General features: G+C 71.1%; 13 protein-coding genes. 11 read left to right on the plus strand and 2 right to left on the minus strand.

Annotated features, from left to right (window positions below):
* Positions 1–177: 177 nt before the first annotated feature.
* Positions 178–867 carry a DUF4232 domain-containing protein gene (locus IE252_RS18115; protein ID WP_190090464.1) on the minus strand — a complete coding sequence of 230 codons (690 nt, stop codon included), beginning with the start codon at positions 865–867 and terminating at the stop codon, positions 178–180.
* 374 nt (positions 868–1,241) lie between these two features.
* On the minus strand, positions 1,242–1,727 hold the full coding sequence (locus tag IE252_RS18120) for a hypothetical protein (protein ID WP_190090465.1): 486 nt from the start codon (positions 1,725–1,727) through the stop codon (positions 1,242–1,244).
* A 299-nt stretch (positions 1,728–2,026) separates the two neighbouring features.
* Here IE252_RS18120 and IE252_RS18125 point away from each other — a divergent pair, with 299 nt between their 5' ends.
* The 11 genes from IE252_RS18125 to IE252_RS18175 all read left to right on the plus strand — a co-directional run bounded on the left by IE252_RS18125 (position 2,027) and on the right by IE252_RS18175 (position 19,363).
* Positions 2,027–2,236, plus strand: coding sequence for a hypothetical protein (locus IE252_RS18125; protein ID WP_190090466.1), 210 nt, complete (start codon positions 2,027–2,029; stop codon positions 2,234–2,236).
* Positions 2,237–2,346: 110 nt separating this feature from the next.
* Positions 2,347–4,443, plus strand: coding sequence for an ATP-binding cassette domain-containing protein (locus tag IE252_RS18130; RefSeq protein WP_229848514.1), 2,097 nt, complete (start codon positions 2,347–2,349; stop codon positions 4,441–4,443).
* A complete protein-coding gene (locus IE252_RS18135; protein ID WP_190090467.1) occupies positions 4,436–7,540 on the plus strand; it encodes a lantibiotic dehydratase in 3,105 nt (1,034 codons plus the stop codon). The genes IE252_RS18130 and IE252_RS18135 overlap by 8 nt, the downstream gene beginning before the upstream one ends.
* Entirely contained in the window at positions 7,537–8,880 is a 1,344-nt protein-coding gene (locus IE252_RS18140) for a lanthionine synthetase C family protein (protein WP_190090468.1), read from the plus strand. Before IE252_RS18135 ends, IE252_RS18140 begins: the two co-directional genes overlap by 4 nt.
* Positions 8,881–9,260: 380 nt before the next feature.
* Positions 9,261–10,124: an SAM-dependent methyltransferase gene (locus IE252_RS18145; RefSeq protein ID WP_190090469.1), complete on the plus strand. Its 864-nt coding sequence runs from the start codon at positions 9,261–9,263 to the stop codon at positions 10,122–10,124.
* Positions 10,125–10,996: 872 nt separating this feature from the next.
* Positions 10,997–12,562, plus strand: a complete 1,566-nt coding sequence (locus IE252_RS18150) for an AbfB domain-containing protein (RefSeq protein ID WP_190090470.1) — start codon at positions 10,997–10,999, stop codon at positions 12,560–12,562.
* Positions 12,563–12,603: 41 nt separating this feature from the next.
* Positions 12,604–13,134, plus strand: coding sequence for an RICIN domain-containing protein (locus tag IE252_RS18155; RefSeq protein WP_190090471.1), 531 nt, complete (start codon positions 12,604–12,606; stop codon positions 13,132–13,134).
* A gap of 31 nt (positions 13,135–13,165) precedes the next feature.
* A complete protein-coding gene (locus tag IE252_RS18160) occupies positions 13,166–13,723 on the plus strand; it encodes an RICIN domain-containing protein (protein WP_190090472.1) in 558 nt (185 codons plus the stop codon).
* Between the two features lie 41 nt (positions 13,724–13,764).
* Positions 13,765–14,835, plus strand: coding sequence for a hypothetical protein (locus tag IE252_RS18165; RefSeq protein ID WP_229848515.1), 1,071 nt, complete (start codon positions 13,765–13,767; stop codon positions 14,833–14,835).
* A gap of 185 nt (positions 14,836–15,020) precedes the next feature.
* Entirely contained in the window at positions 15,021–18,953 is a 3,933-nt protein-coding gene (locus IE252_RS18170; RefSeq protein ID WP_190090474.1) for a hypothetical protein, read from the plus strand.
* Positions 18,953–19,363 carry a hypothetical protein gene (locus IE252_RS18175; RefSeq protein ID WP_190090475.1) on the plus strand — a complete coding sequence of 137 codons (411 nt, stop codon included), beginning with the start codon at positions 18,953–18,955 and terminating at the stop codon, positions 19,361–19,363. The genes IE252_RS18170 and IE252_RS18175 overlap by 1 nt, the downstream gene beginning before the upstream one ends.
* Positions 19,364–19,540: the final 177 nt, after the last annotated feature.

The following is a 19,540-nucleotide window of genomic DNA, read 5'->3' on the forward strand; positions in this document are numbered from 1 at the left end:
AAGCATGAACGGACGCCGGCCCGGTGTTCCGTCCTCGTCAGTGCTCCACCCGTGGTCTTTTGGCCACGGCCCGCGCGGAGATCCTGAGGTGAGTCCGCTGCATACCGTTCACAGATCAACGAGCATGCCGCCCCGGAACCTGCGCCGAAAGGAGTCAACAGGCCACAGTCACCACGCCTACTTGGTCGTGTGGGTCGGGTAGACCTGAACGTCGGTGTAGGCGCCCTTGATCTTTCCCGCGGCTGCGGGCCACTTCAGGCTCACGGTGTGGGTCTCGTTCGGGGGCGTCACCAGGATGTTGGTCGGGGACGCGAGGCTGTGGCCGGTGGTGTCGATGTCGTAGGCCAGGTTGAAGACAGCGGTGTCGCCGGGCTTGAGGGTGGTGACACGCGGTTGGGCGTGGCCGCGCTCGATGGGGTTGGAGGTGTGGTCGGCGTCCTTGATGTCGACGCCCGCGAAGCCGGTCGCCGAGCAGGTGGTCGAACCACGGTTGACCATGGTGATGTCGATCCTGCCGGAGCTCTTGTCGGGCGCGGCGTTGGTGGCGTTGATGGCCAGGTCCGGCGTCTTGCAGAACGTGACCTTGCCGCCGGCCTTCGCCTTGCCGCCGGTCTTCGTCGTACCGTTCGCGGCGCCGGAGCCCGACTCGGTGCCCTCACCTGAGCCCGACGCCGTGTTACCGGCCTGTGCGCCAGTGGAGTTCGAGCGGCCCTTCGACTGCGAGCCGCCGTTCGTGGGTGAAGAGGACGTGGACGAGGAGCCCTTGGAGGACGAGTCGTTCGCGGAGTCGTCGCTGCCGCAGGCGGTGAGTAAGAGGGCGCCGGTGACGCCGAGGGCGGCGAGAGCGGTGGTGCGGGTGTAGTTCATGGTGTTCCCCCTGAGGTGGCGCGGTGCATGTAGTCGGAAGTATTTGTATCTCACACCGAGTCACAGGCGGTCCTCCGCGACGTCTTCGTTCCGTCACAGGCGTAAGCCCTGCCTCGCGGTTCGCCAAGGTGTCGCCGTACGGCCAGCGGTGTGGCTGGAATTCGACCCTCTGGCTGTGTCCCCGGGGTGAACTTGCTCGCCACGGCTGGTCGCCGGGGGCCTCAACCGCGGCCGCACCCCGACGTCCTGGACGCTCAGCGGCGGGAACGCGCCCGGGTCTGCAGTGAGAAGGCATCCGCTGGGGCGGACGCCCCCTCGTGACAGAGGCATGACGCGTCCGGACCGACAAACCGTCGGCCACCGGGGCGCGTTACTCATACGACCCCGGTGAACCTGTCCTCGACATAGGTCTTCCTCGCCTCGTCGTCGCGCGCGGAGGCCAGATACCGCGACCAGGCCTGCGCTTCGTGCCAGACGGCGCCCATCTCCCACACGCAGAACGTGCCCCGGTGGTCGCCGGGGAAGGTGTGCAGTCGGAAGGGTCCGTCATCGTTCTTGGCGAACACCGTCTCCCAGAGCTCGTTCTCGCCGCGCCAGGTCTGCACCAGCAGGAACGAGAACGTCGGGGTGCACTTGTGGAGTATCACGAAGCCCAGCTCGTCATCGAACGGCAGCTCTGTGGAGGCGAGGAAGTCACGGGCCTGCTGACGTTCCTCCTCGGAGAGTTCCAGTTCGGCCCGGCGCAGGTCGTACCACTTCAGGTAGGCACCGGGCAGACGCAGGCCGTCGGCGGGAGTCATCAGCTTCGGAACGTGCTGATAGGTATCGGCGACGCTGCCGCCGCCAGGAAGTTCGCTCATGCGGCAAACCTAGCCCGGCCGATGCCCAGCCTGTTCTTCAGGACTGAGCAACAGACGTTCTGACGGACAGGCGATCGGAAATCAGCACACTCACCGTGCCTTGTCCGCGGACAACTCCCTCTTTTCCCGCGCGCCTCACACCGCTGACCTCGCACTTCCCCTCACTCTCCGCGCCGGACAACTCGTCCTGCATAGCGGACAATCTCGCCCTCTGCACAAGATCGGTCGCGGCGCCGCGGACAGGGGCGCCTCAACCGATCGGCCGGAAGCCGAGACCGGAAAGCAGAGAGGTGAGGGGCATGACGCTGGAACTGCTGGACAGGGCAGCCGTGGAGGAGAGCTTCGACATCGAGGTCGACTTCTCGGGCCTGGAGCGCGTCGAAGCGCCCGAGCTCGGCGGGAGTACGGGGATCGCCTGCGCCAACACGGTGCCGTGCTGTGTGTCGCAGTCCCCGACGAGCTGCGGTCAGACGTACGGGCGCGGCGTCTCGATGTGTCCGACCTGCTGAGCGCACTGCTGTGAGCGGTGACTAGTGGGCCCGGTGCCGGGCGGGGAGAGGACTGTCCGGCACTCGGGCCGGCAGCACCGGGCCGCGGGGACGCACGCGGCCGTATCCCGGTGGACTTCTCTCGTGGGCGGGTGAGCATGCGGCGGATCGGCGGGGGCGGCAGGGGCGGAGGGCCCGGGGCCGGGGGCGACCAGGAACGGCCGGAGGACGACGTGGCCGCGAGCGAGCGGGAGCTGTTCGGCTCACGGCTGCGGCTCGGCGGCGGATACACCGCCCACGATCTGGCCGGGGCGGACGCGCGCACCTTCTCCGTGCTCGCCGGACTGCCCTCGTTCCTGCGGAAGTCGGCCGTGCTGGCGTGGGACGCCGGGCGCGGCCGGGCCGCTGCCCTGGCCGCTGTCGAGGTGAGCCGTGGAGCCATCGCGGCGCTCGGGCTCGTCGCGACCAACGCCCTGCTGATGCGGCTGTTCGCGGGCGGTGACGTGCGGGACCGGCTCACGCAGGCTCTGCCGTCGATGGGGTGGCTGCTCGCCGTGGCCACGCTCACCACCGTTCTGGCCGCCGCCTCGACGACGCTGTCGGGAAGTCTGGAGCCGCAGGTCGAGCGTCGTGCGATGCTCCTGCTGCTGCGCCGCAGCGCGCGGGTGGAACTCGCGGCCATGGAGTCGGGCGACTTCCAGCGGCTGTTGCACTCCGCCCAGCGCGGAACGGTGGCCGCGCGGCAGATGACCAGGAACAGCCTTCAGGTCCTGCACGGCCTGGTCGTCTTCGCGTCCGCCGCCGTGGTGCTGGTCACGCTGCACCCCGTACTGCTTCCTCTGCTGCTGGCCGCCGCCCTGCCCAAGGGCTGGGGCGCGGCCCGCTCCGCCCGCCGTTCCTACCGCTCCACCCAGACGTGGCTGGAGCACTCCCGCCGCAACCAGGTGCTCGCGCGGCTGCTGCTCGACCGGGACAGCGCCCCCGAACTGCGGGTGCACGGGGCGGCGGAGTACCTGGTGGAGTCCTTCGACCGGATGTCACGGGAGGCCGCCGGGGAGCAGGCCCGCCTCTCCCGGGCCGCCGCGGGCACCACGGCGCTCGCCGGCGCCCTCGCCGGGCTCGCCGCGGCCGGGGTGTACGGGCTCCTTGTCCTGCTGGTGATGGGGTCCTGGATCCCCCTGGCGGCGGCCGGGACCGCCGCGATCGCCGTCCGCACGGCCACCGCGCAGCTGGACTCGCTGGTCCAGCAGGTCAATTCCCTCTATGAACAGGCCCTCTTCCACGCGGACCTGGAAGCCGCCTGCCGCATGGCCGGCGAGCGGAAGGTACCCCGGGGCGGGAAGCGGGTGCGGGCGGCGCCCGCGGCCATCAGCCTCAGCGAGGTGTCCTTCCGCTACGCGGGCGTACGGGAGCCGGCCCTGGACAGCGTGTCCCTGGAGATCGCGAAGGGGCAGATCGTGGCCTTGGTCGGGCCCAACGGGGCGGGCAAGACAACCCTGTCCCGGCTGCTGTGCGGGCTGTACACCCCCGAGCGCGGCAGCGTCCGCTGGGACGGCCGTGACCTGCGCACCCTGCGCCGCGCCGACGTCCACGAGCGCATCGCCCTGGTCTCGCAGACCTTCACCCAGTGGCCGTTCACCGCTCGCACCAACGTCGCCATCGGACGCCCCGAGGCCCGCGCCGACGGCGCACGGCTGCGGCGCGCCGCGGCCGACAGCGGATTCGCGGACGTCGTGGAACGGCTGCCGCAGGGCTGGGACACCTTGCTGGCCCCCGAGTTCGTCGGCGGCGTCGAGCTGTCCGGCGGCCAATGGCAGCGTGCGGCCCTCGCACGGGCCGCCTTCCGCGGCGCCGACATCCTCGTCTACGACGAACCCACCGCCGCCCTCGATCCCCAGACGGAGATCGAGTTCTTCGACCGCATCCAAGAGCTCGCCCGCGGCGGACAGACAGTGGTCCTGGTCACCCACCGGCTGGCGTCCGTCCGCCACGCCGACCAGATCTTCTTCCTCGACCGGGGACGGCTGGCCGAATCCGGCTCGTTCGCCGAACTCCTCGACCACGACGGCCGGTTCGCCCGTCTCTACCGGATGCAGGCGGAACAGTACGCCGCCGCGCCCCGCTCCCGTACCAGCGCACCCGAACCACCCGTGTCGCCCGTACAACCCGGGGACAGCGCACCCGCACCAGCCCCGGAATCGCTCAGAGAAGGGAACCGCGTTGCCTGAGCCCGTCTTCCGCGGCCTGCCGGACCTGCTGGTTCGCCTCGCCGTCGCACCCACCTCCGCCGCGGACCCGCCGGCCGCCTCCCCCTCGTCCACGTCCGCCGCGGACAACCACGCCCAGCTGCGACGGCTCCTCGCCGATCCGGTGCTGCGCGAGTCGATCGAGGTGTCCAGCGGCTCGCTGACGCACACCCTGGAACGGCTGGAGCGCGGCGAGGCCATCGACGACCGTTCATGGGAGCGGGCCCTCAAGTCCGCCACCCGGTATCTGCTGCGGATGGCCCAGCGCCCCACGCCGTTCGGCCTGCAGGCCGGAGTGGCTGCGGCCGTGCCGGGGAAAGAGGCGCGTTTTCGGCTGGGCGAGGCGCACCGCAAGTTCGTGTGGCCCGACGCCGAGTGGGCCGCCCGGGTCGCCGACGCGCGCCTGACCGACCCTCGTACACGCGGCACGGTACGGGTCATGGCCAACGGCCTGTGCACTGAGCGCGGTGCCCGGCTCGTCCTGCCCAGCACCCGCATCCCCGGGGAAGGCGGCACGGAGCTGGGCACGGGCGAGATCACCATCGCCCGCAGCAAGCTCACCGACCAGCTGCTGCGCACGGCACGTACGCCGATCCGCCTCGACGAGCTCGTGGACGGCGCCGCGCGCCGTTTCCCACAGGCCCCGGCGGGTGCCCTCGACCGTGCCGTCGACACCCTGGTGGCCGAGGGTTTCCTGCTGTGCGACGGCCGCCCGCGCCAGCACGACACCGGCGACGACGTGCGCGTCCTGGCTCCGGAGCAGGCCGCGTACCTGCGAGCTTATGCCGATGCGCCGTTGGGGACGGGACGCCAGGCGTGGCGGGCCGCCGTGCGCGCGATGGACGCCGTCGCACCCCAGGGCACCCGCCGGCCCCTCCATGTCGTCCTGGCCATGGACGCGGAGGTGAGCCTGCCCGATGACGTCGTCGCGGAGGCCGAGCGCGCGGCCACGGTGCTGTGGCGGATGTCGCCGCAGTCGCGCGGGCCCCGGCATCTGACGCAGTATCACAAGGAGTTCCTGGAGCAGTACGGAGTCGAGCGACTCGTCCCCGTGCGCGAGCTGCTCGACCCGGTCGTCGGCCTCGGAGCTCCGTCCGGCTACCTGCTGCCGCCCTCCGCGCGACCCCCCGTCGACGTGCGGTCCGCACGGGAGCGCGACGATCTGCTGGGCGACCTGGTCGAGCGGGCGCTCCACGCGGGCCAGGACGAGATCGTCCTGACGGAGGAGACCGTAGCCGCCCTGTCCTTCGACGACGCACAGAGCCGACCGCCCTCGCTCGACCTGTTCGGCCAGCTCCACGCCGTCGACTGCGACGCTCTCTCGGACGGGGACTTCACCCTGGTCCTCGGCCCCGCCTGCGGCTCGCACGGCGTCGGCGCCATATCCGGGCGGTTCTGGGAGGTGACCGGCAGCCGCCCGATCGTCCGCCCGGTGGTGGGTTCGCGGGCGGGGAGGGAGGAGCCGGTGGCCGCGCAGCTCGCCTTCCGCCCCGTGCTGCCCCGCTCGGTCAACATCTCCCGGGTCCCGCTGCCGGGCGTGCCCAAGATCGCCGTCGGTGAGTTCGCCGACACCACCGATGCCACTGGTACCGAGTCGATCCCGGTCGACGACCTGGCCGTGCGCGCGAGCTTCGACGGCTTCCAGCTCCTGCGCCGCTCCACCGGACAGCAGATCGCCGTCGTCGTACCGCACGCGCTGGACCTGTCCACCTCGGCTCCCAACGTCGCCCGCTTCCTCGCCGAGTCGCACGCTGTCGGCCTGCACGCCTGGACACCGTGGTACTGGGGCCGCCTGGAGGTCCTGCCCCATCTGCCGCGGGTCCGCTACGGCCGTACCGTCCTCAACCCGGCGCGCTGGCGTCCCACCCCCGAGCTGACCGGCGCGGCCCAGCGGCCCGGCGACTGGCCCGCGGCCCTGGACCAGTGGCGGCGCGCCTTCCTCGTCCCGCGGCACGTACTCGTCGCCGTCTCCGACAAGCGGCTGGAAGTGGACCTCACCCACGGCCCGCACCGGGAGCTGTTCCGGCACGAACTGGCGCGCCGCCCCGACCTGGCGGTCTTCGAGTCGGTCGGCGACCGGCGGACCCGGTTCGGCTGGTCCGCCGGCCACGCCAACGAGATCGTCTTCCCCCTGGTGCCCCGCGCCGACGCGCCCGCGCCCAGCCCGGCCCCCCGCATAGCGGCCCGGCCCCGGCGTGACGTCCCCGCGCACCACATCGGCGGCGCGTGGCTGTCCACGAAACTGCTCACCCCGCCGACCGAGCACGAACACCTCCTCACCCACGAACTCCCCGTACTGTTTGCCGAGTTGGGCCATTCAGTCAAAAGCTGGCACTTCGTGCGGTACGCCGACCCGGACCCGCAGCTCAGGCTCCGGATCGAGGCGCGCGACGGATCGGGCTCCGCCGACCTCCTGCCCGCCTTCCACGGCTGGACGCGCCGTCTGTACGCCGAGGGGCTGATCCGTGACGTATCGCTGCACACCTTCGTCCCGGAGGCCGAACGGTACGGTGGCGACCAGGCGGTGGCGAGTGCCCTGGAGGTGTTCCACGCCGACAGCGTGGCCGTTGTCACCCAGCTCCAGCACGCGGTGCGGGGACGGCTTGGCACGGACCGCGTGGTCCTGGCCGCCGCCACCTGTGCCGACCTGCTCGAAGCCGCACTTGGTAGTTCGTGGGCCGACTGGGCGCTGGACCGGCTCATCTGGCCGGCCGCTGGATCCGTACGCCCGTACCGCCGTGAGGCCATGGCTCTGATCGGCCCGGACGGCACCACCGGCGCATCGTCTGACCACCCCGGCACGCAAGGGCTGCGCGACACCTGGGCGCGGCGGGCGGAGGCGATGCGCGCCCATGCGCGAGCCATCGACGAGAGCGGTTCGGGCGCAGCGGTGCGCGACCGCGCGCTCAGCGGAGTCCTGCACATGCACGCCAACCGCGCCCTGGGACTCACACGTGAGGGGGAGAGCCTCGCCTATGCCGTCCTGGGCGACAGCATCCGCTCGCACCGCGCCCGGACCGGCCGCCTCGAGACGGCCCGTACGGACCGTTCGGACCACCACGGGGAGGCCGGGGCATGACGACCGCGACCCGGACGGCACAGGAGATCGAGGAGATCGCACGGCGGCTGCGCGACCCCGCCCAGGTGCTGGCAGTCGTGGAGGCGCAGGACGCCGCCGCGCCCCGGCCCGACGGTGAACAGGTGCGCTCCTGGCTCCCCGCCTCCCTGGCCTCCGGCTACCCCGCCCTCGCCCTCTTCTACGGTGAACTGGCCCGCCACGACCCCGCCTACCGGAGCGTCACCCACCGCTACCTGAGCCTCGCGGTCGACGCGCTGAGAGCCGCACCCCACCACAACGGCCTCTACAGCGGCTTCGGCGCGGTGGCCTTCGCCGTCGAGTGCGCCGCCCACGGCACGTCCGACTACCCGTCCCTGCGCGGCGCGTTGCGTACGAGCCTGGGCGCGGCAGCCCGTTCGGCTCTCGCCCAGGAGACCCGGCGGCTCGACGACGGCGTCCCCGCCGATGGCTTCCAGTCGTGGGACCTCATCACCGGCCTGACGGGACTGGGCTGCGTCCTGCTGACCCAGCAGGACCCGGACACCGAGGTACTGCGCGGGGTGCTCGGCTCTCTGGTGCGGCTGACCGACCCGCTGGTCGTCGACGGCACATGCTTCCCGGGCTGGTGGGTCACCTCGCAGCCCTCGTCCGTGCCGCAACCCGCCTTCGACCACGGTCACGCCAACCTCGGACTCGCCCACGGCATCCTCGGTCCGCTCGCCCTGCTCAGCCTCGCCTGGGAGCAGGGCCATCGGGTACCGCGGCAGGAGGAAGCGGTCCACACGGTGATGGAGTTCTTCGCCCGGGCCGAGGAGCGGGACGCCGAGGGACCGTACTGGCCACGCTGCCTGCCCCGGACCCGGTTCACGGCACCCGGCGGCACCGGCGTGCACCCGTCCGCCGCCACCGGCTCGCCGCTGCCCGGACCGTCCTGGTGCTACGGCACACCCGGCCTCGCCCACACCTTCCACCTCGCCGCCCGCGCCTTCGCCCGCCCCGAGTGGGCCGCGCGCGGGCAGGAGGCGCTGTGCGCGATGCTGCGCCGCCCGGAGGAGGCGGGCGCGGTCATCGAGCCGGGGTTGTGTCACGGCTGGTCCGGAATCGAGCACGTACTGCGCCGCCTGCGCCTCGACCGCCCCGGCCTCGAAGTGGCCGAGGCCGCCACCGCTGCCGGGGCCCGGCTGCGCGCCGCCCGGGACCTCGACGCGCCGTTCCTCTACCCCGTCCCCAACCCCCATCTCGGCCAGGACTACCAGCTGCCCGGCTTCCTGGGCGGCAGCGCCGGGATCGGCCTGGCCCTGCTGGCGCGGGAGAACGGTCATGCCGCCACGCCATGGGAACGGGCGTTGCTGCTGGGGTGAGGCAGCCACTGCCGGGCAAGGGTTGTCGGATGCCACGCCAGAATCACTGGGGCGGATCGGGACGCTCTCACTCCTCTTACCACCTGGACCGCGACGGCCAGGCCCGCCGACTGTGTTGGAGGACAGCGGCCTCCAACCCGGGTCCGCGGTGGTGACGGGTGTCTGCGGCGGCAAAAAAGGTCGGTGAATACGGTGGAGTTCGTGATCACGGGGACTCGTACCGGTGATAATCGCGTCGGCCTGTGAGTTCCTCGCCCCCTTGCGGAGGTTGCGACTGATGCGCGCCCGGGGCACTGACGCGCCGGTACTCCTCCGCCGCTCCGGGGCCGGAAGCCAGGACTCCACCCGCCATCCCCACCCCCTCACTCAGGAGAATCTCGATGATCGACGGTCTGAAGGTCCCCGAAGGCGTCGGGCAGACGGCGCTGGTCGTCGCCTGGATGCGGCAGATGGAGAGCCAGAGACCCGACGCCCTGTTCCAAGACCCGTTCGCCGACCGGTTGTTGAAGGCGATCGCGGAGGACCCGTCCTTCACCGAGGTGTCGGACATGGTCACCCGAGCGAGCAGCAGCACGCGCGAATACCCCGCGTACTTCGCGGTGCGCACCCGGTTCTTCGACGACGAGCTGCTCAGCGCGATGCGCGCCGGGGTCCGCCAAGTCGTCACGTTGGCTGCTGGGGTGGATGGACGGACCGTCCGGTTGGACTGCCCGCCCGGAACGCAGTGGTACGAGCTCGACCTGCCGGACATGACGGCCTTCAAAGACGCACTGATTGCCCACTCGGGACTCGCCGCCACCTGTGAACGCCGCGGAGTGGCCGCGGACTTGACCGCCAACTGGTCCGACGCGCTGCGCGCGGCGGGCTTCGACCCCGGCCAGCCGACCGCCTGGCTGGTGGAGGGCCTGCTGATGTACCTCTCCGGCGAGGCGGGGGACGCCCTGCTCTCCGGGTTGTCCGCGCTGTCTGCGCCGGGCAGTCGGATCATGCTGGAGCAGTTGGAGGCGGCGATGCTGGGGGAGGAGGGCGAACCTTCCCGTGAACGGCTCGCGTCGCAGGGGGCTCGCTGGCTGTCCGCCCGGGACGACGTGGAGTCGTGGCTGGCAGGCCATGGTTGGAGCGCTGAGGTCTACAGCGGTGCCGACCCCCGTATCGGGCACGGGCGCACTGTCTCCCGCCTGCCCGCCTGTTGGGTGGCGACCGGCACGCTGGCAGAGCGTGCGGATACCGACTCGGCTGGCTGAAGGCGCCCTACGAAGGTCTCGGTGTGCGCTCCATGAGGGGACGTGGGGGCGAGCCGTGCTTTACCTGGGGGCGAGGCCAGCCAACTCCTCGCCCCCACTGGTGCTCACTGAACCGATCCAGCCAAGCGAGACTGATTCGTTCCGTAGTCGAGTAGTCACTCTGGAGTGACGGTCGTGGCTGCCTGTGTCCCTGTTGGGGTCGGGTGATGGGTGGCGAGTCCCTCCGCACCGCGAGCGTCTTTGTTGCTCAACTCGCTTCGCTTTTCCATTGCTTGACTCAGAGTTTTGCTGCTCATGGGACTTTGATTTCCTGTCGTACCTCTTCGTCGAGCCGGTGTCCCGTTTTATTCGGAATAGTCCATTCCGCTGGCTAAAACAAGATCATTCCCCGACATGCGGCGGATACGGTCATGGCGACTGGTTCATCCAGTCGACGGGGGGTACGGGGTGAGCTGGGCGTTTGCGCCCCTTCATGCCGTGTGTGCCCGTCCTGAAGTTCGTTGACGGGGGTATGGGGGATGACCGTGGGCCGGGAGTCCATGTGTGCGGTGGCGGCTGCCGCCACACGAGTGCTGCAGCCGGACTCCGGCTTCCCGCAGGTGAGTACCGCAGCACTCGATACCCCGTGAGGCGCTGAAGCGCCCTCGCGTCGGCGAGAAACAACGCTCAGCGGTCCGGCCCCGAGGCAGGCCTTCCCGGCATCAGTTTCACGCGTCCTCGTCGCGAGGGCTGATCTCGCCGCGCGTTCAGGAACTACGAATTCCGCTCGGTGAGGCACTGGTGAGGCACCGGTGAAGCGCCTCCTTCGCCATGACCGCTCTCCATTTATCGGGTCACCCAGCACTGGGTACCAGAGGGGTTTCTGACACAGCATGCACAACAGCAACACCACCTCCGCGCGTGTGCGGAAGATCGTCACTCGCGGCATCGTGGCCACCACCGCACTGGCCGCCGTGACCGGAGCCGTCGCACCGGCCACCGCCGCCGAGCAGCCCGCGAAGGCGAGCGCCCAGGCCGGTGCCGTGGGCACGACCGCCGAGCAGCGCATCGAGGCGGCGTCCAAGGTCGACTTCGATCCGCCGTCGGAGGTGCTCCTGCTCAGCGACTACGACTTCATCCACGTGCTGTGGCAGAAGGCCCGGGACGGGGGCGACCGCATGGCGACGGTGCGTACCGCCGCGGAGGAGGCGATGTTCAGCTCCAAGCCCGAGGACCACGTACGGTTCATTACGACTGGCATCGGCGAGGCGCGCAAGATCGACCAGAAGCGCGAGCGGGACAAGGCGGAGGCCGACCGTGCGGCCAGGCTCGCCAAGTCCCAGGCCCTGCTCGCGGTTGGCATCCCGAGCAGCCCGGAGCTGCTGGAGCTCAGCGACGACAACTTCGTCCGCGCCATCGTGCGGCACTCGGCCTCCGGGCCGGAGGTGCGGTCGGCGGGTGCCCGCGCGCTGGCCGGTGACGCGGCCGCCTGGCACGAGTTCATCGTGAACGGTGCCCGCGAGGCCCACAAGCGCGACGTCGACAACGAGCTCAAGGAGATCGAGGAGAGGAACCGCCAGGAAGCCGAGCGCAAGCGGCAGCTGGCCGCCCGCAAGAACGTGGCGGCGCTCTTCCGCGTGACGCCGACCGAAGCCATGCTCGGCCTCGCCGACGACAACTTCCTCCGCGAACTGCTGCGTACGGCCCCGGCCGACGTCAAGGGCACCGAACTCTTCGCGGCCGCCCAGAAGGCGCTGCTCAGCTCCGACCCGGCCGCGTGGAAGAAGTACATCGACACCGGGGCCGACGAGGCGTACAAGCGTGACGACGAGAACCGCCGCAAGAAGATCGCCGAGGAGAACCGGCAGCTCGCCCGGCGCATCCAGGCCGCGGCCGAGAACGGCGGGGTGAACCCCAACCTGGTGGCCGCGGCGAAGAAGGCGCTGGCCGGGACGGACGAGGACGTCACCGCGTTCCTCAAGGACGAGAACCAGCACCGGGCGCGACGGCAGTCCTTCATGTCGTCCTACGTCACCGACATCGGCTGGTACATCCGCAGGAACGCCGCCGACGGCGACGGGGCGTTCATCGCCCCGATGAGCTACGGGTTCAAGCAGGCCGACCGTGAGGACGCCACCTGGGTCATCGTGCCCGCGCTGGCCAGCAACCCCGGCTGCTTCTCCTTCGAGTCGGTGAGCAAGCCCGGCTACTACCTCAGGAACGAGCACCGGGGCGAGAACGTGCTGGTGGCCGGGGACGACGGCAGTGCGGAGTTCCGGGCGGACGCCTCCTGGTGTCCCCGCCAGGGCTTCAACGGCTACGGGAAGTCCTTCGAGCTCGCGAGCAAGCCGGGTGTCTGGCTGCGGAACTTCCAGGGGCGGCTCTACGCGATCACCCAGTACGGCAAGGACTTCGACCGGGACTCCACCTGGATGGTCATCCCTCCGTACGCGGACTGACCGCCTCCTGCCTGCTTCCTGCTCCCGAACCCTCAACAGAGATGAACGGACTCCACATGTCCCGGACCGTCAGAGCCGCGTTGGCGCTCGGCGCCAGCGTCGCCGCCCTGGCCGGCAGCGTTACCACCGCCCAGGCGACCCCCTCCACCGCTGCGTCGTCCTACGTACGGCTCCAGGTCGAACACAGCGGCAAGTGCCTCACCATCCAGGACGGCGCCATCCGCGATGGTGCCTACGCGGTGCAGTCCACCTGCGACGCCGACGCGGACCACCAGCTCTTCAGTCTGACGCCCGCCGGGTCGGGCACCTTCGAGCTGCGGGCCAAGCACAGCGGCCGGTGCCTGAGCAGCTCCGACATCGAGGTCGGGCAGCAATGGTGCTTCGACGGTGCCAGTCAGCGCTGGCGGGTGATGTTGGTCGAGGTCGCCAAGGACCTGTACGAGCTGAGGCCCATGTCGGCTCCCGACAAATGCCTGAACATCGACTTCTGGAAGCCCGAGGAGGACGGCATGCGCGCGATGACCTGGGAGTGCGGCCATGACCTCGCCCGCTGGCGCTTCCTGCAGGCCTGACGCCCACCGCCGAGAAGAAACGGAAATCACGATGGTAAGAACTCTCCGTTGCGCGCTGGCCGTCTGTGCCGGTGTCGCCGCGGTGGCCGCCGGCGCGCCCACCGCACACGCGTCGGCGCCCGCCGGCGCACCCGCGTCCGCTGAAACGCTCGTCAACCTCCAGCTGGCGGGCAGCGACATGTGCCTGGACATCTCGGGTGCCGCTGACAACGGCGCCAGGGCCATCCAGTGGGCCTGCGACGGGACCGACACCCAGAAGTGGCGCATGATCCCTGTGGACAACTCCTCCTTCGAACTGCGGTCGGCGCGCAACGGCAAGTGCCTCGAAGTCGAGAACAGCGGTACGCAGATCGGAGCCGCTGTGCAGGTGTGGGAGTGCACCGGGGGCAAGCAGATGCGCTGGCAGGCCGACTTGGTCGACTTCGCCAACAAGAGCTACGAGTTCCGGGCCACCCACACGACCGAGCGCTGCCTGGACATCAACAACGGCGGCTTCCAGAACGGTGTGCGGACCAACGGCGTGGTCGCGCAGTCGTGGTCCTGCAACCAGAGCGATGCCCAGCTCTGGCAGATCAAGGCGGTCGAGTGACCCGCCGCCCACCTCTGACCGGCCGCGCACATCGGTGGCTCGTGACCGTGCTGACGGCCGGACTGCTGGCGGGCGGGGGAGTGGTCGCCGAGACCGCGTCGGCCCGGGCCGCGGTCACCGCCGCGGATGACGGGGCGGCCGAGCAGCCCTCGCCGGTCAGGTCCGCGGCGGCCCAGGCGGCCCGCGACCGCGTTCTGAAGATGGCGATGTCGAATCTGCCGTCCGAGATCCGTACGTCGGCCTGGCTCGCGCTGCGCAGCTCGCGCGGCGACGAGGCGATCACCCAGTGGCTGGCGCCGGGGGGCGGGTTCGAGCTGGCCATGCAGCGGCTGAAGGAGACCCGGAGTCGTAACCGCGCGTTCTGCGAGCGGGTGGCACGTACCCACACCGCGACCTTCGCCCCGGAAGTGCACGCGGCCGCGGAACGCGCCGTGAAGGGATCGGACGCGGACCGGGCGGCCTTCGTCAAGTCCGGTTATGCCGAGGCCCAGAAACGCGACCGGGCGGTCCGGGAGGCGGATGCCGAGCACCGGGGGGACGTCGCGGCGAAGGACCGGGAGTTCGTACGGAACGTGGCAGAGCGGGACCCGGGGGAGAACGTACGGGTCGCGGCGCAATGGGCGTTGCGGCCGTCGGCGACCGATGCGGACGTCGCGGAGTTCTTCGGGTACGGCTGGGCGTCCGGCGCGAGCCTGGATCTGGAGGGCTACCGGCTGCGGAGCGCGGAGGCCGAGACCGTACGGCACTACACCTTGTCCCGGCTGGTGGAGAAGGCCGTGGCCGCCGAGGCCGCGTTGAAGGACGCGGCCGACGCCGCGCAGGCGCGCATCGAGGCGGAAGCGGCGTGGAAGGCGGTGGCCGACCACTCCCATGCGGCGCGTCACAGGTGGCTGGCCGACCAGGAAGCGGCACGCGCGCAGGCCGAGAGCTGGCGCGACATCGCCAAGGCGGCGGCGGACAGTGCCGACAGCCTCTGGAAGCACATCGCTGAGCCGGCCGGGGCCAACCAGGATTCCTGGGCGCGGGAACAGGCGGACGCGGCCGGTACGGCGGCGTTCTGGAAGGACATGTACGACCGAGCCCAGGACGGAGAGAGCCGCGTCAAGGGCTGACGAGGCGCGGGCGGCGGTGTGTCCCGCCGCCCGGGCCCCGTGAGGGTGCCCGCGGTTTCTCGCGTTCCCCATGCCCCTGCCCGTGTGTGCGGGCAGGGGCTTCTTTTTCCCTTTTTCAGGAGGAATTTTCCGTGATGGGCAGATTACGGCCATGGGCCGGAAGAAGACGCGGTGCCGCCGGCGCGGTGGCGAGCAAGGTCGTGACCGCCGCGGTCGTCGTGGCGCTGCTGGGCGGCACCATGCAGCAGGCCGTCGCCGCCACCGACCAGCCCGCGACGCGGCCGCTGTCGGCGCTGACTCAGCGCCCGGCAGGCGTACCGGCCGCTGCCGTCAGGACCGCGGCCGAGCAGGCGAGTGACGACCGTGACCGTGAACTGGTCGAGATCTATGCGCAGTTCGACGAGGAAGAGGAGGTCAGGGAGGCCGCGAAGAAGGCTCTGGAGAGCACCGATCCGCAGGCGGTCCGGGAGTTCCTGGAGCACGGCGAGTCCGAGGCACGCCAGCGCGCCAAGGAGAAGAAGGACGCCGCGGACGCCGCCGACCGTCGCACGATCGAGGCGATGCGCGGCACGGGCGGCTCCTTCCTGGAGCAGGAGATCGACCGCGTCCTGAAGGGATCGCGGCAGGACCGGGCCGACTTCATCGCCTTCGGCGCGGAGATCGCGCGGCAGCGGGACAAGCAGACCGGGCAGAACGACAAGAAGCGCGCGGAGGAGAACCGCAAGCGGGTCGAGATGCTGGTGGCGTCCGGTGGCCCGGAGGTAAAGAAGGCCGCTGCGGCGGCCCTGGCTTCCAACGACGACAAGGTCATCGCGGAGTTCCTGGAGAAGGGCTACCAGGTCGCCGCGCAGAAGGACGCCGACCGGCGGGCCGCCGAGGAGAAGGCCCAGAAGGAGGCCCAGGAGGCCGCCGAGAAGCTGCGGAAACTGGCGGAGAACACCGCGCGCGCCGCAGAGGCCCGTACGAAGCTGATCGCCGCCCACGGCGATGCGGTGAAGGCCCTCAAGAACGCCTCGAACGCCATGAGTTCGGCGGCCGCACAGGCACGTCAGGCCGACCGGATGCTGGCCGCCGACCGGGCCGGCAAGCGGTCGTCGGACTACGGTCCGGTCAAGGCCGAGATCGCCCGGCAGGTCAAGAACGCGGACGAGGCGGCCAAGCAGGCCCAGGTCGCCGCGGGCCGCGCGAAGACGCAGGCCGAGGTCCTGGTGGAGACCGGTCTGGCGCGCGGCGCGCAGTGGGCGCAGGTCGCCGAGGGCATCGCGTCGGCGGCGGCCGCCGCGGTCAAGGCCACGCAGACCGCGCAGCACGCGGTGGACGCGACGGCCGCCGACGCGGCAGGTCTGGGGGCCAAGAACCAGGCGGAGTTGCACGAGGAGCAGGCCAAGCAGTGGCGTGCGAACGCGGAGGAGCACGCGAAGGCCGCGGCGCAGCTGGCCGATGCGGCCGGTCGTCAGGCGAAGGTCGCCGACGACGCCGCCGGGAAGAGCCGGCAGGCGCGCGTCGACGCCGAGAAGGCCGAGAAGGAAGCCTGGGACCACGCCAGGAAGACCCGCGAGGCCCGCGTGGAGGCGCAGCGCCAGGCGAAGATCGCCGCGGAGCAGCGGGCGATCGCCGAGCACGAGCGCACCCTGGCCGCGGAAGCCCGTGCGCGGGCGGAACGCGAACGGAACAACGCCGCCGCGGCGCGGGCACGGGCCGAGGCCGAGGCCCGTACGGCCGCCGCCAAGCGTGCCGAGGCTCAGGCGGCCGCCGCTGACGCCGCTGCCGCGCGGGAGCGGGCCGCTGTCCAGGAGGGCAAGTCCGCCACCGCGGACGAAGCAGCTCGCGTCGACGAGGAGAAGGCGCGCGAGGCGCGGAACAAGGCGTTCGAGGCCGAGCGCGACCACAAGGCCGAGGAAGCCCGGGCAAGGGCGACCGAGGCGTACGCCGCCGCGGCCCAGGGCACGAAGGACGCCGAGGCCGCACGGACCGCCGCGACCGAGGCGCGGACCGCGGCCAATGCCGCGGGCCAGGCCGCCGGGCGGGCCCGTAACGCCGCCGACGAGGCGAGCGGCGCGGCCACGCGGTCGCGCTCCGCCGCCATCGCGGCCGAGGGCGCCGCCGCCCGTGCGCGGGCCGCGGCCGCCGAGGCGTCCGCGCATGCCGCGCGGGCGAACGAAGCGGCCAACAAGGCGGAGGCCGCCGCTGCCGCCGCCAACCAGGCCGCGACGAAGGCCGCTTACGAGGCGTCGGCCACGCACGCCGCGGCCCTGCGGGCCGACCACAAGGCGGCCGAGGCGACGGCCCAGGAAGCCCGTGCGGGCATGGCCGCGCACGAGGCGGCCCGCCTGGCGGGTCTCGCGGCAGTCGAGGCCAATGGTGCCCTGCAGGCGGCCAACCGTACGAAGGACGAAGCGGAGGGCGCCAACCGTGAGGCGGCGATGGCGCAGATCCAGGCCACCGTCGCGGTGCAGGCGTCGCTGTCGGCGCGTTCGACGGCCGCGGGCATCGCCGATCCGGCGAACACGGCCATCGAGCTGACGGCTCCCTTCTCCGGCCAGGACCTCGACGCGGACTTCGCCGCAGCGGTGGCCCGGGCCGCCCTGGAGATGGGCGCGGAGCAGGTCAAGTCCGCCGAGGCCAAGGCGAACGAGGCGGTCAAGGCAGCCGAGGCTGCCGAAGCGGCGGCGAGCCGCGCCAACGCCCAGGTGGCACCAGCCTTCAAGGCCGCAGCCAACGCGGCGCGCTCGTCGGCGGACGCGGCCCGGTCCTCCGCCGCCGCCCTCAAGTCGGCGGCCCAGGCCGCCGAGGAGGCAGCACAGGCCCGTGCGGCCGCAGCCCGCGCCAACCAGGCGGACACCCAGGCGCAAGCGGACGCCCGGGACGCCCGCCAGGCGGCCAACGACGCGTACGCGGACGCGAACGCGGCCCGTAACACCGCCACCGCTGCCGAGGCGGAGGCCCAGCGGGCCGGCGACGCCGCCACCCGGGCGGAGAACGAGGCAGCCGCCGCCAACAGCGCCGCCACCACGGCGGAGAAGCAGGCGGCCATCGCCCAGGGCGCGGCCAAGCAGGCGGAGAAGGACGCCGCCGACGCGGGCCGGCTGGCCGACTCCGCCGAGGAACACGCCAAGTCGGCGGAGACGGCGGCGAAGAACGCCGACACCTACGCCAAGGAGGCCGACGAGGCAGCCAAGAACGCCGAGCAGTACCAGCGCGACCAGGAGCGCAAGGCTCGCGAGGAAGCCGCCCGGAAGGCCTCGGAGGCCCATGACGTGTCCGCGTCGGGGTCGGAACTGGACCAGGCGCTCAAGGAGCTCAACCTCACCCCCGAGCAGTACAAGGAGGCCAAGGACCTCGCGGGCAAGGACCTCATCGACTACTTGATGGAGAACGGCGCCGAGCTCCTGGTCGAGCTCTTCCTGGAGGACATCAAGGCCTGCATCGACGACCCCGACATCCCGACGTGCCTCTGGGCGATCGTCCAGAACATCGGGCCCGGCAAGCTGCTCAAGATCGGCAGCAAGCTCCCGAAGATCACGAAGGCCATCTGGGGCATCAACAAGTTCCTCGACAAGATCGCCGGGGCCAAGAAGCGGCTCAAGAAGGTCGAGGAAGCCGTCGAGCGGGTGCAGAAGAAGATCCCCGACTGCGACCGGGACAAGCCGAAGCCGCCCAAGGGCAAGGGGGTCGCCAGGCTCGCCAGCGGCGGCGGCGCGAAGGACGCGGTGAAGGACATCGCGTGCGGCGAGACCGAGTTCTTCACCGTCCAGGACAAGGCCGACGCGGCGCGCCTCCGGGCCGGCGGCCACCCCTTCCCGACCGAGCCGCACCGGGCGCACTTCGGCCCCGGCGTCTACGCATGGGGAAGCCGGGCCGAAGCCGTGGCCTACGCGGCCAACAAGCCGGGCTCCGAGATCATGCGGTTCACGGTCAGCAACGTGGCCCTGGCCACGCTCCCGCAGGCCCACCTGGGCCTCATGTCGGACGACGCCGCGACGGAGTTCATGGAAAAGTACAGTCTCCTGTGGGACGGAAAACCCGACCACGGCCTGAGCTACATCACCCGACCGACGGCCAAGGGCACGGAGAACTACTTCGCGTCCACGGTCTTCCTCATCCTGAAATTCGACTGATGACAGAATCCAGAACCTACGTCTACAAGCTCCTCAAAGGGCCCTGGGGCGTGAGGATTTCGCTCACCGCGCAGGTTGTCCACGGCGAACCGTCGGACGGTGAACGGGTGTCCCCCGAGGTGCCTGTGTGGATCGCCTTCGAGGAAACGGCTTCCGCACTCGACGAAGCCGTCAAGACGGGATTGCGTGACGGCCTCGCGGCGGTCGCTTCCGAGGTGTCGGACAGCGTGGGGGGTGCCCCTGCCACCGTAGTCATCCACCGGATGTCCTACGTCGAGTCGGACTTCCAGGAGGAGGGCGTCCCGGTGGCGATGTGCCGGTGGGCCGAGGAAGAGTTCAGCCTTCCTCCGCGCGGGATTGAGGCATCGTTCGACCGGGTGGCCAACCGGTATTCCTTCGACTGGCGCTGACCCCATCCACGGCGGTTGCCCTGCTGCTCCAGGCGGCAGGGCAACCGCACTGCTGTCGCGGGGAGAACGGCGGTGATGTCTTGAGCCTCGTGTGGGACATTGGCGACTGATGCGGTCGACCAGCGTGGCGATCTCGGGCAGGAGGAAACCGGCGCACAGACCTCACCCACCACCCGG

Origin of the sequence: Streptomyces melanogenes, from assembly GCF_014649795.1 — a bacterium.
Classification (GTDB): Bacteria; Actinomycetota; Actinomycetes; order Streptomycetales; family Streptomycetaceae; genus Streptomyces; species Streptomyces noboritoensis.

Excerpts from the sequence above, each read along its gene's own strand:
- IE252_RS18125 (WP_190090466.1), top strand. The coding sequence starts at position 2,027 with ATGACGCTGGAACTGCTGGACAGGGCAGCCGTGGAGGAGAGCTTCGAC.
- IE252_RS18155 (WP_190090471.1), top strand. The coding sequence starts at position 12,604 with ATGAACGGACTCCACATGTCCCGGACCGTCAGAGCCGCGTTGGCGCTC.
- IE252_RS18120 (WP_190090465.1), bottom strand. The coding sequence starts at position 1,727 with ATGAGCGAACTTCCTGGCGGCGGCAGCGTCGCCGATACCTATCAGCAC.
- IE252_RS18160 (WP_190090472.1), top strand. The coding sequence starts at position 13,166 with ATGGTAAGAACTCTCCGTTGCGCGCTGGCCGTCTGTGCCGGTGTCGCC.
- IE252_RS18140 (WP_190090468.1), top strand. The coding sequence starts at position 7,537 with ATGACGACCGCGACCCGGACGGCACAGGAGATCGAGGAGATCGCACGG.
- IE252_RS18145 (WP_190090469.1), top strand. The coding sequence starts at position 9,261 with ATGATCGACGGTCTGAAGGTCCCCGAAGGCGTCGGGCAGACGGCGCTG.
- IE252_RS18115 (WP_190090464.1), bottom strand. The coding sequence starts at position 867 with ATGAACTACACCCGCACCACCGCTCTCGCCGCCCTCGGCGTCACCGGC.
- IE252_RS18175 (WP_190090475.1), top strand. The coding sequence starts at position 18,953 with ATGACAGAATCCAGAACCTACGTCTACAAGCTCCTCAAAGGGCCCTGG.
- IE252_RS18150 (WP_190090470.1), top strand. The coding sequence starts at position 10,997 with ATGCACAACAGCAACACCACCTCCGCGCGTGTGCGGAAGATCGTCACT.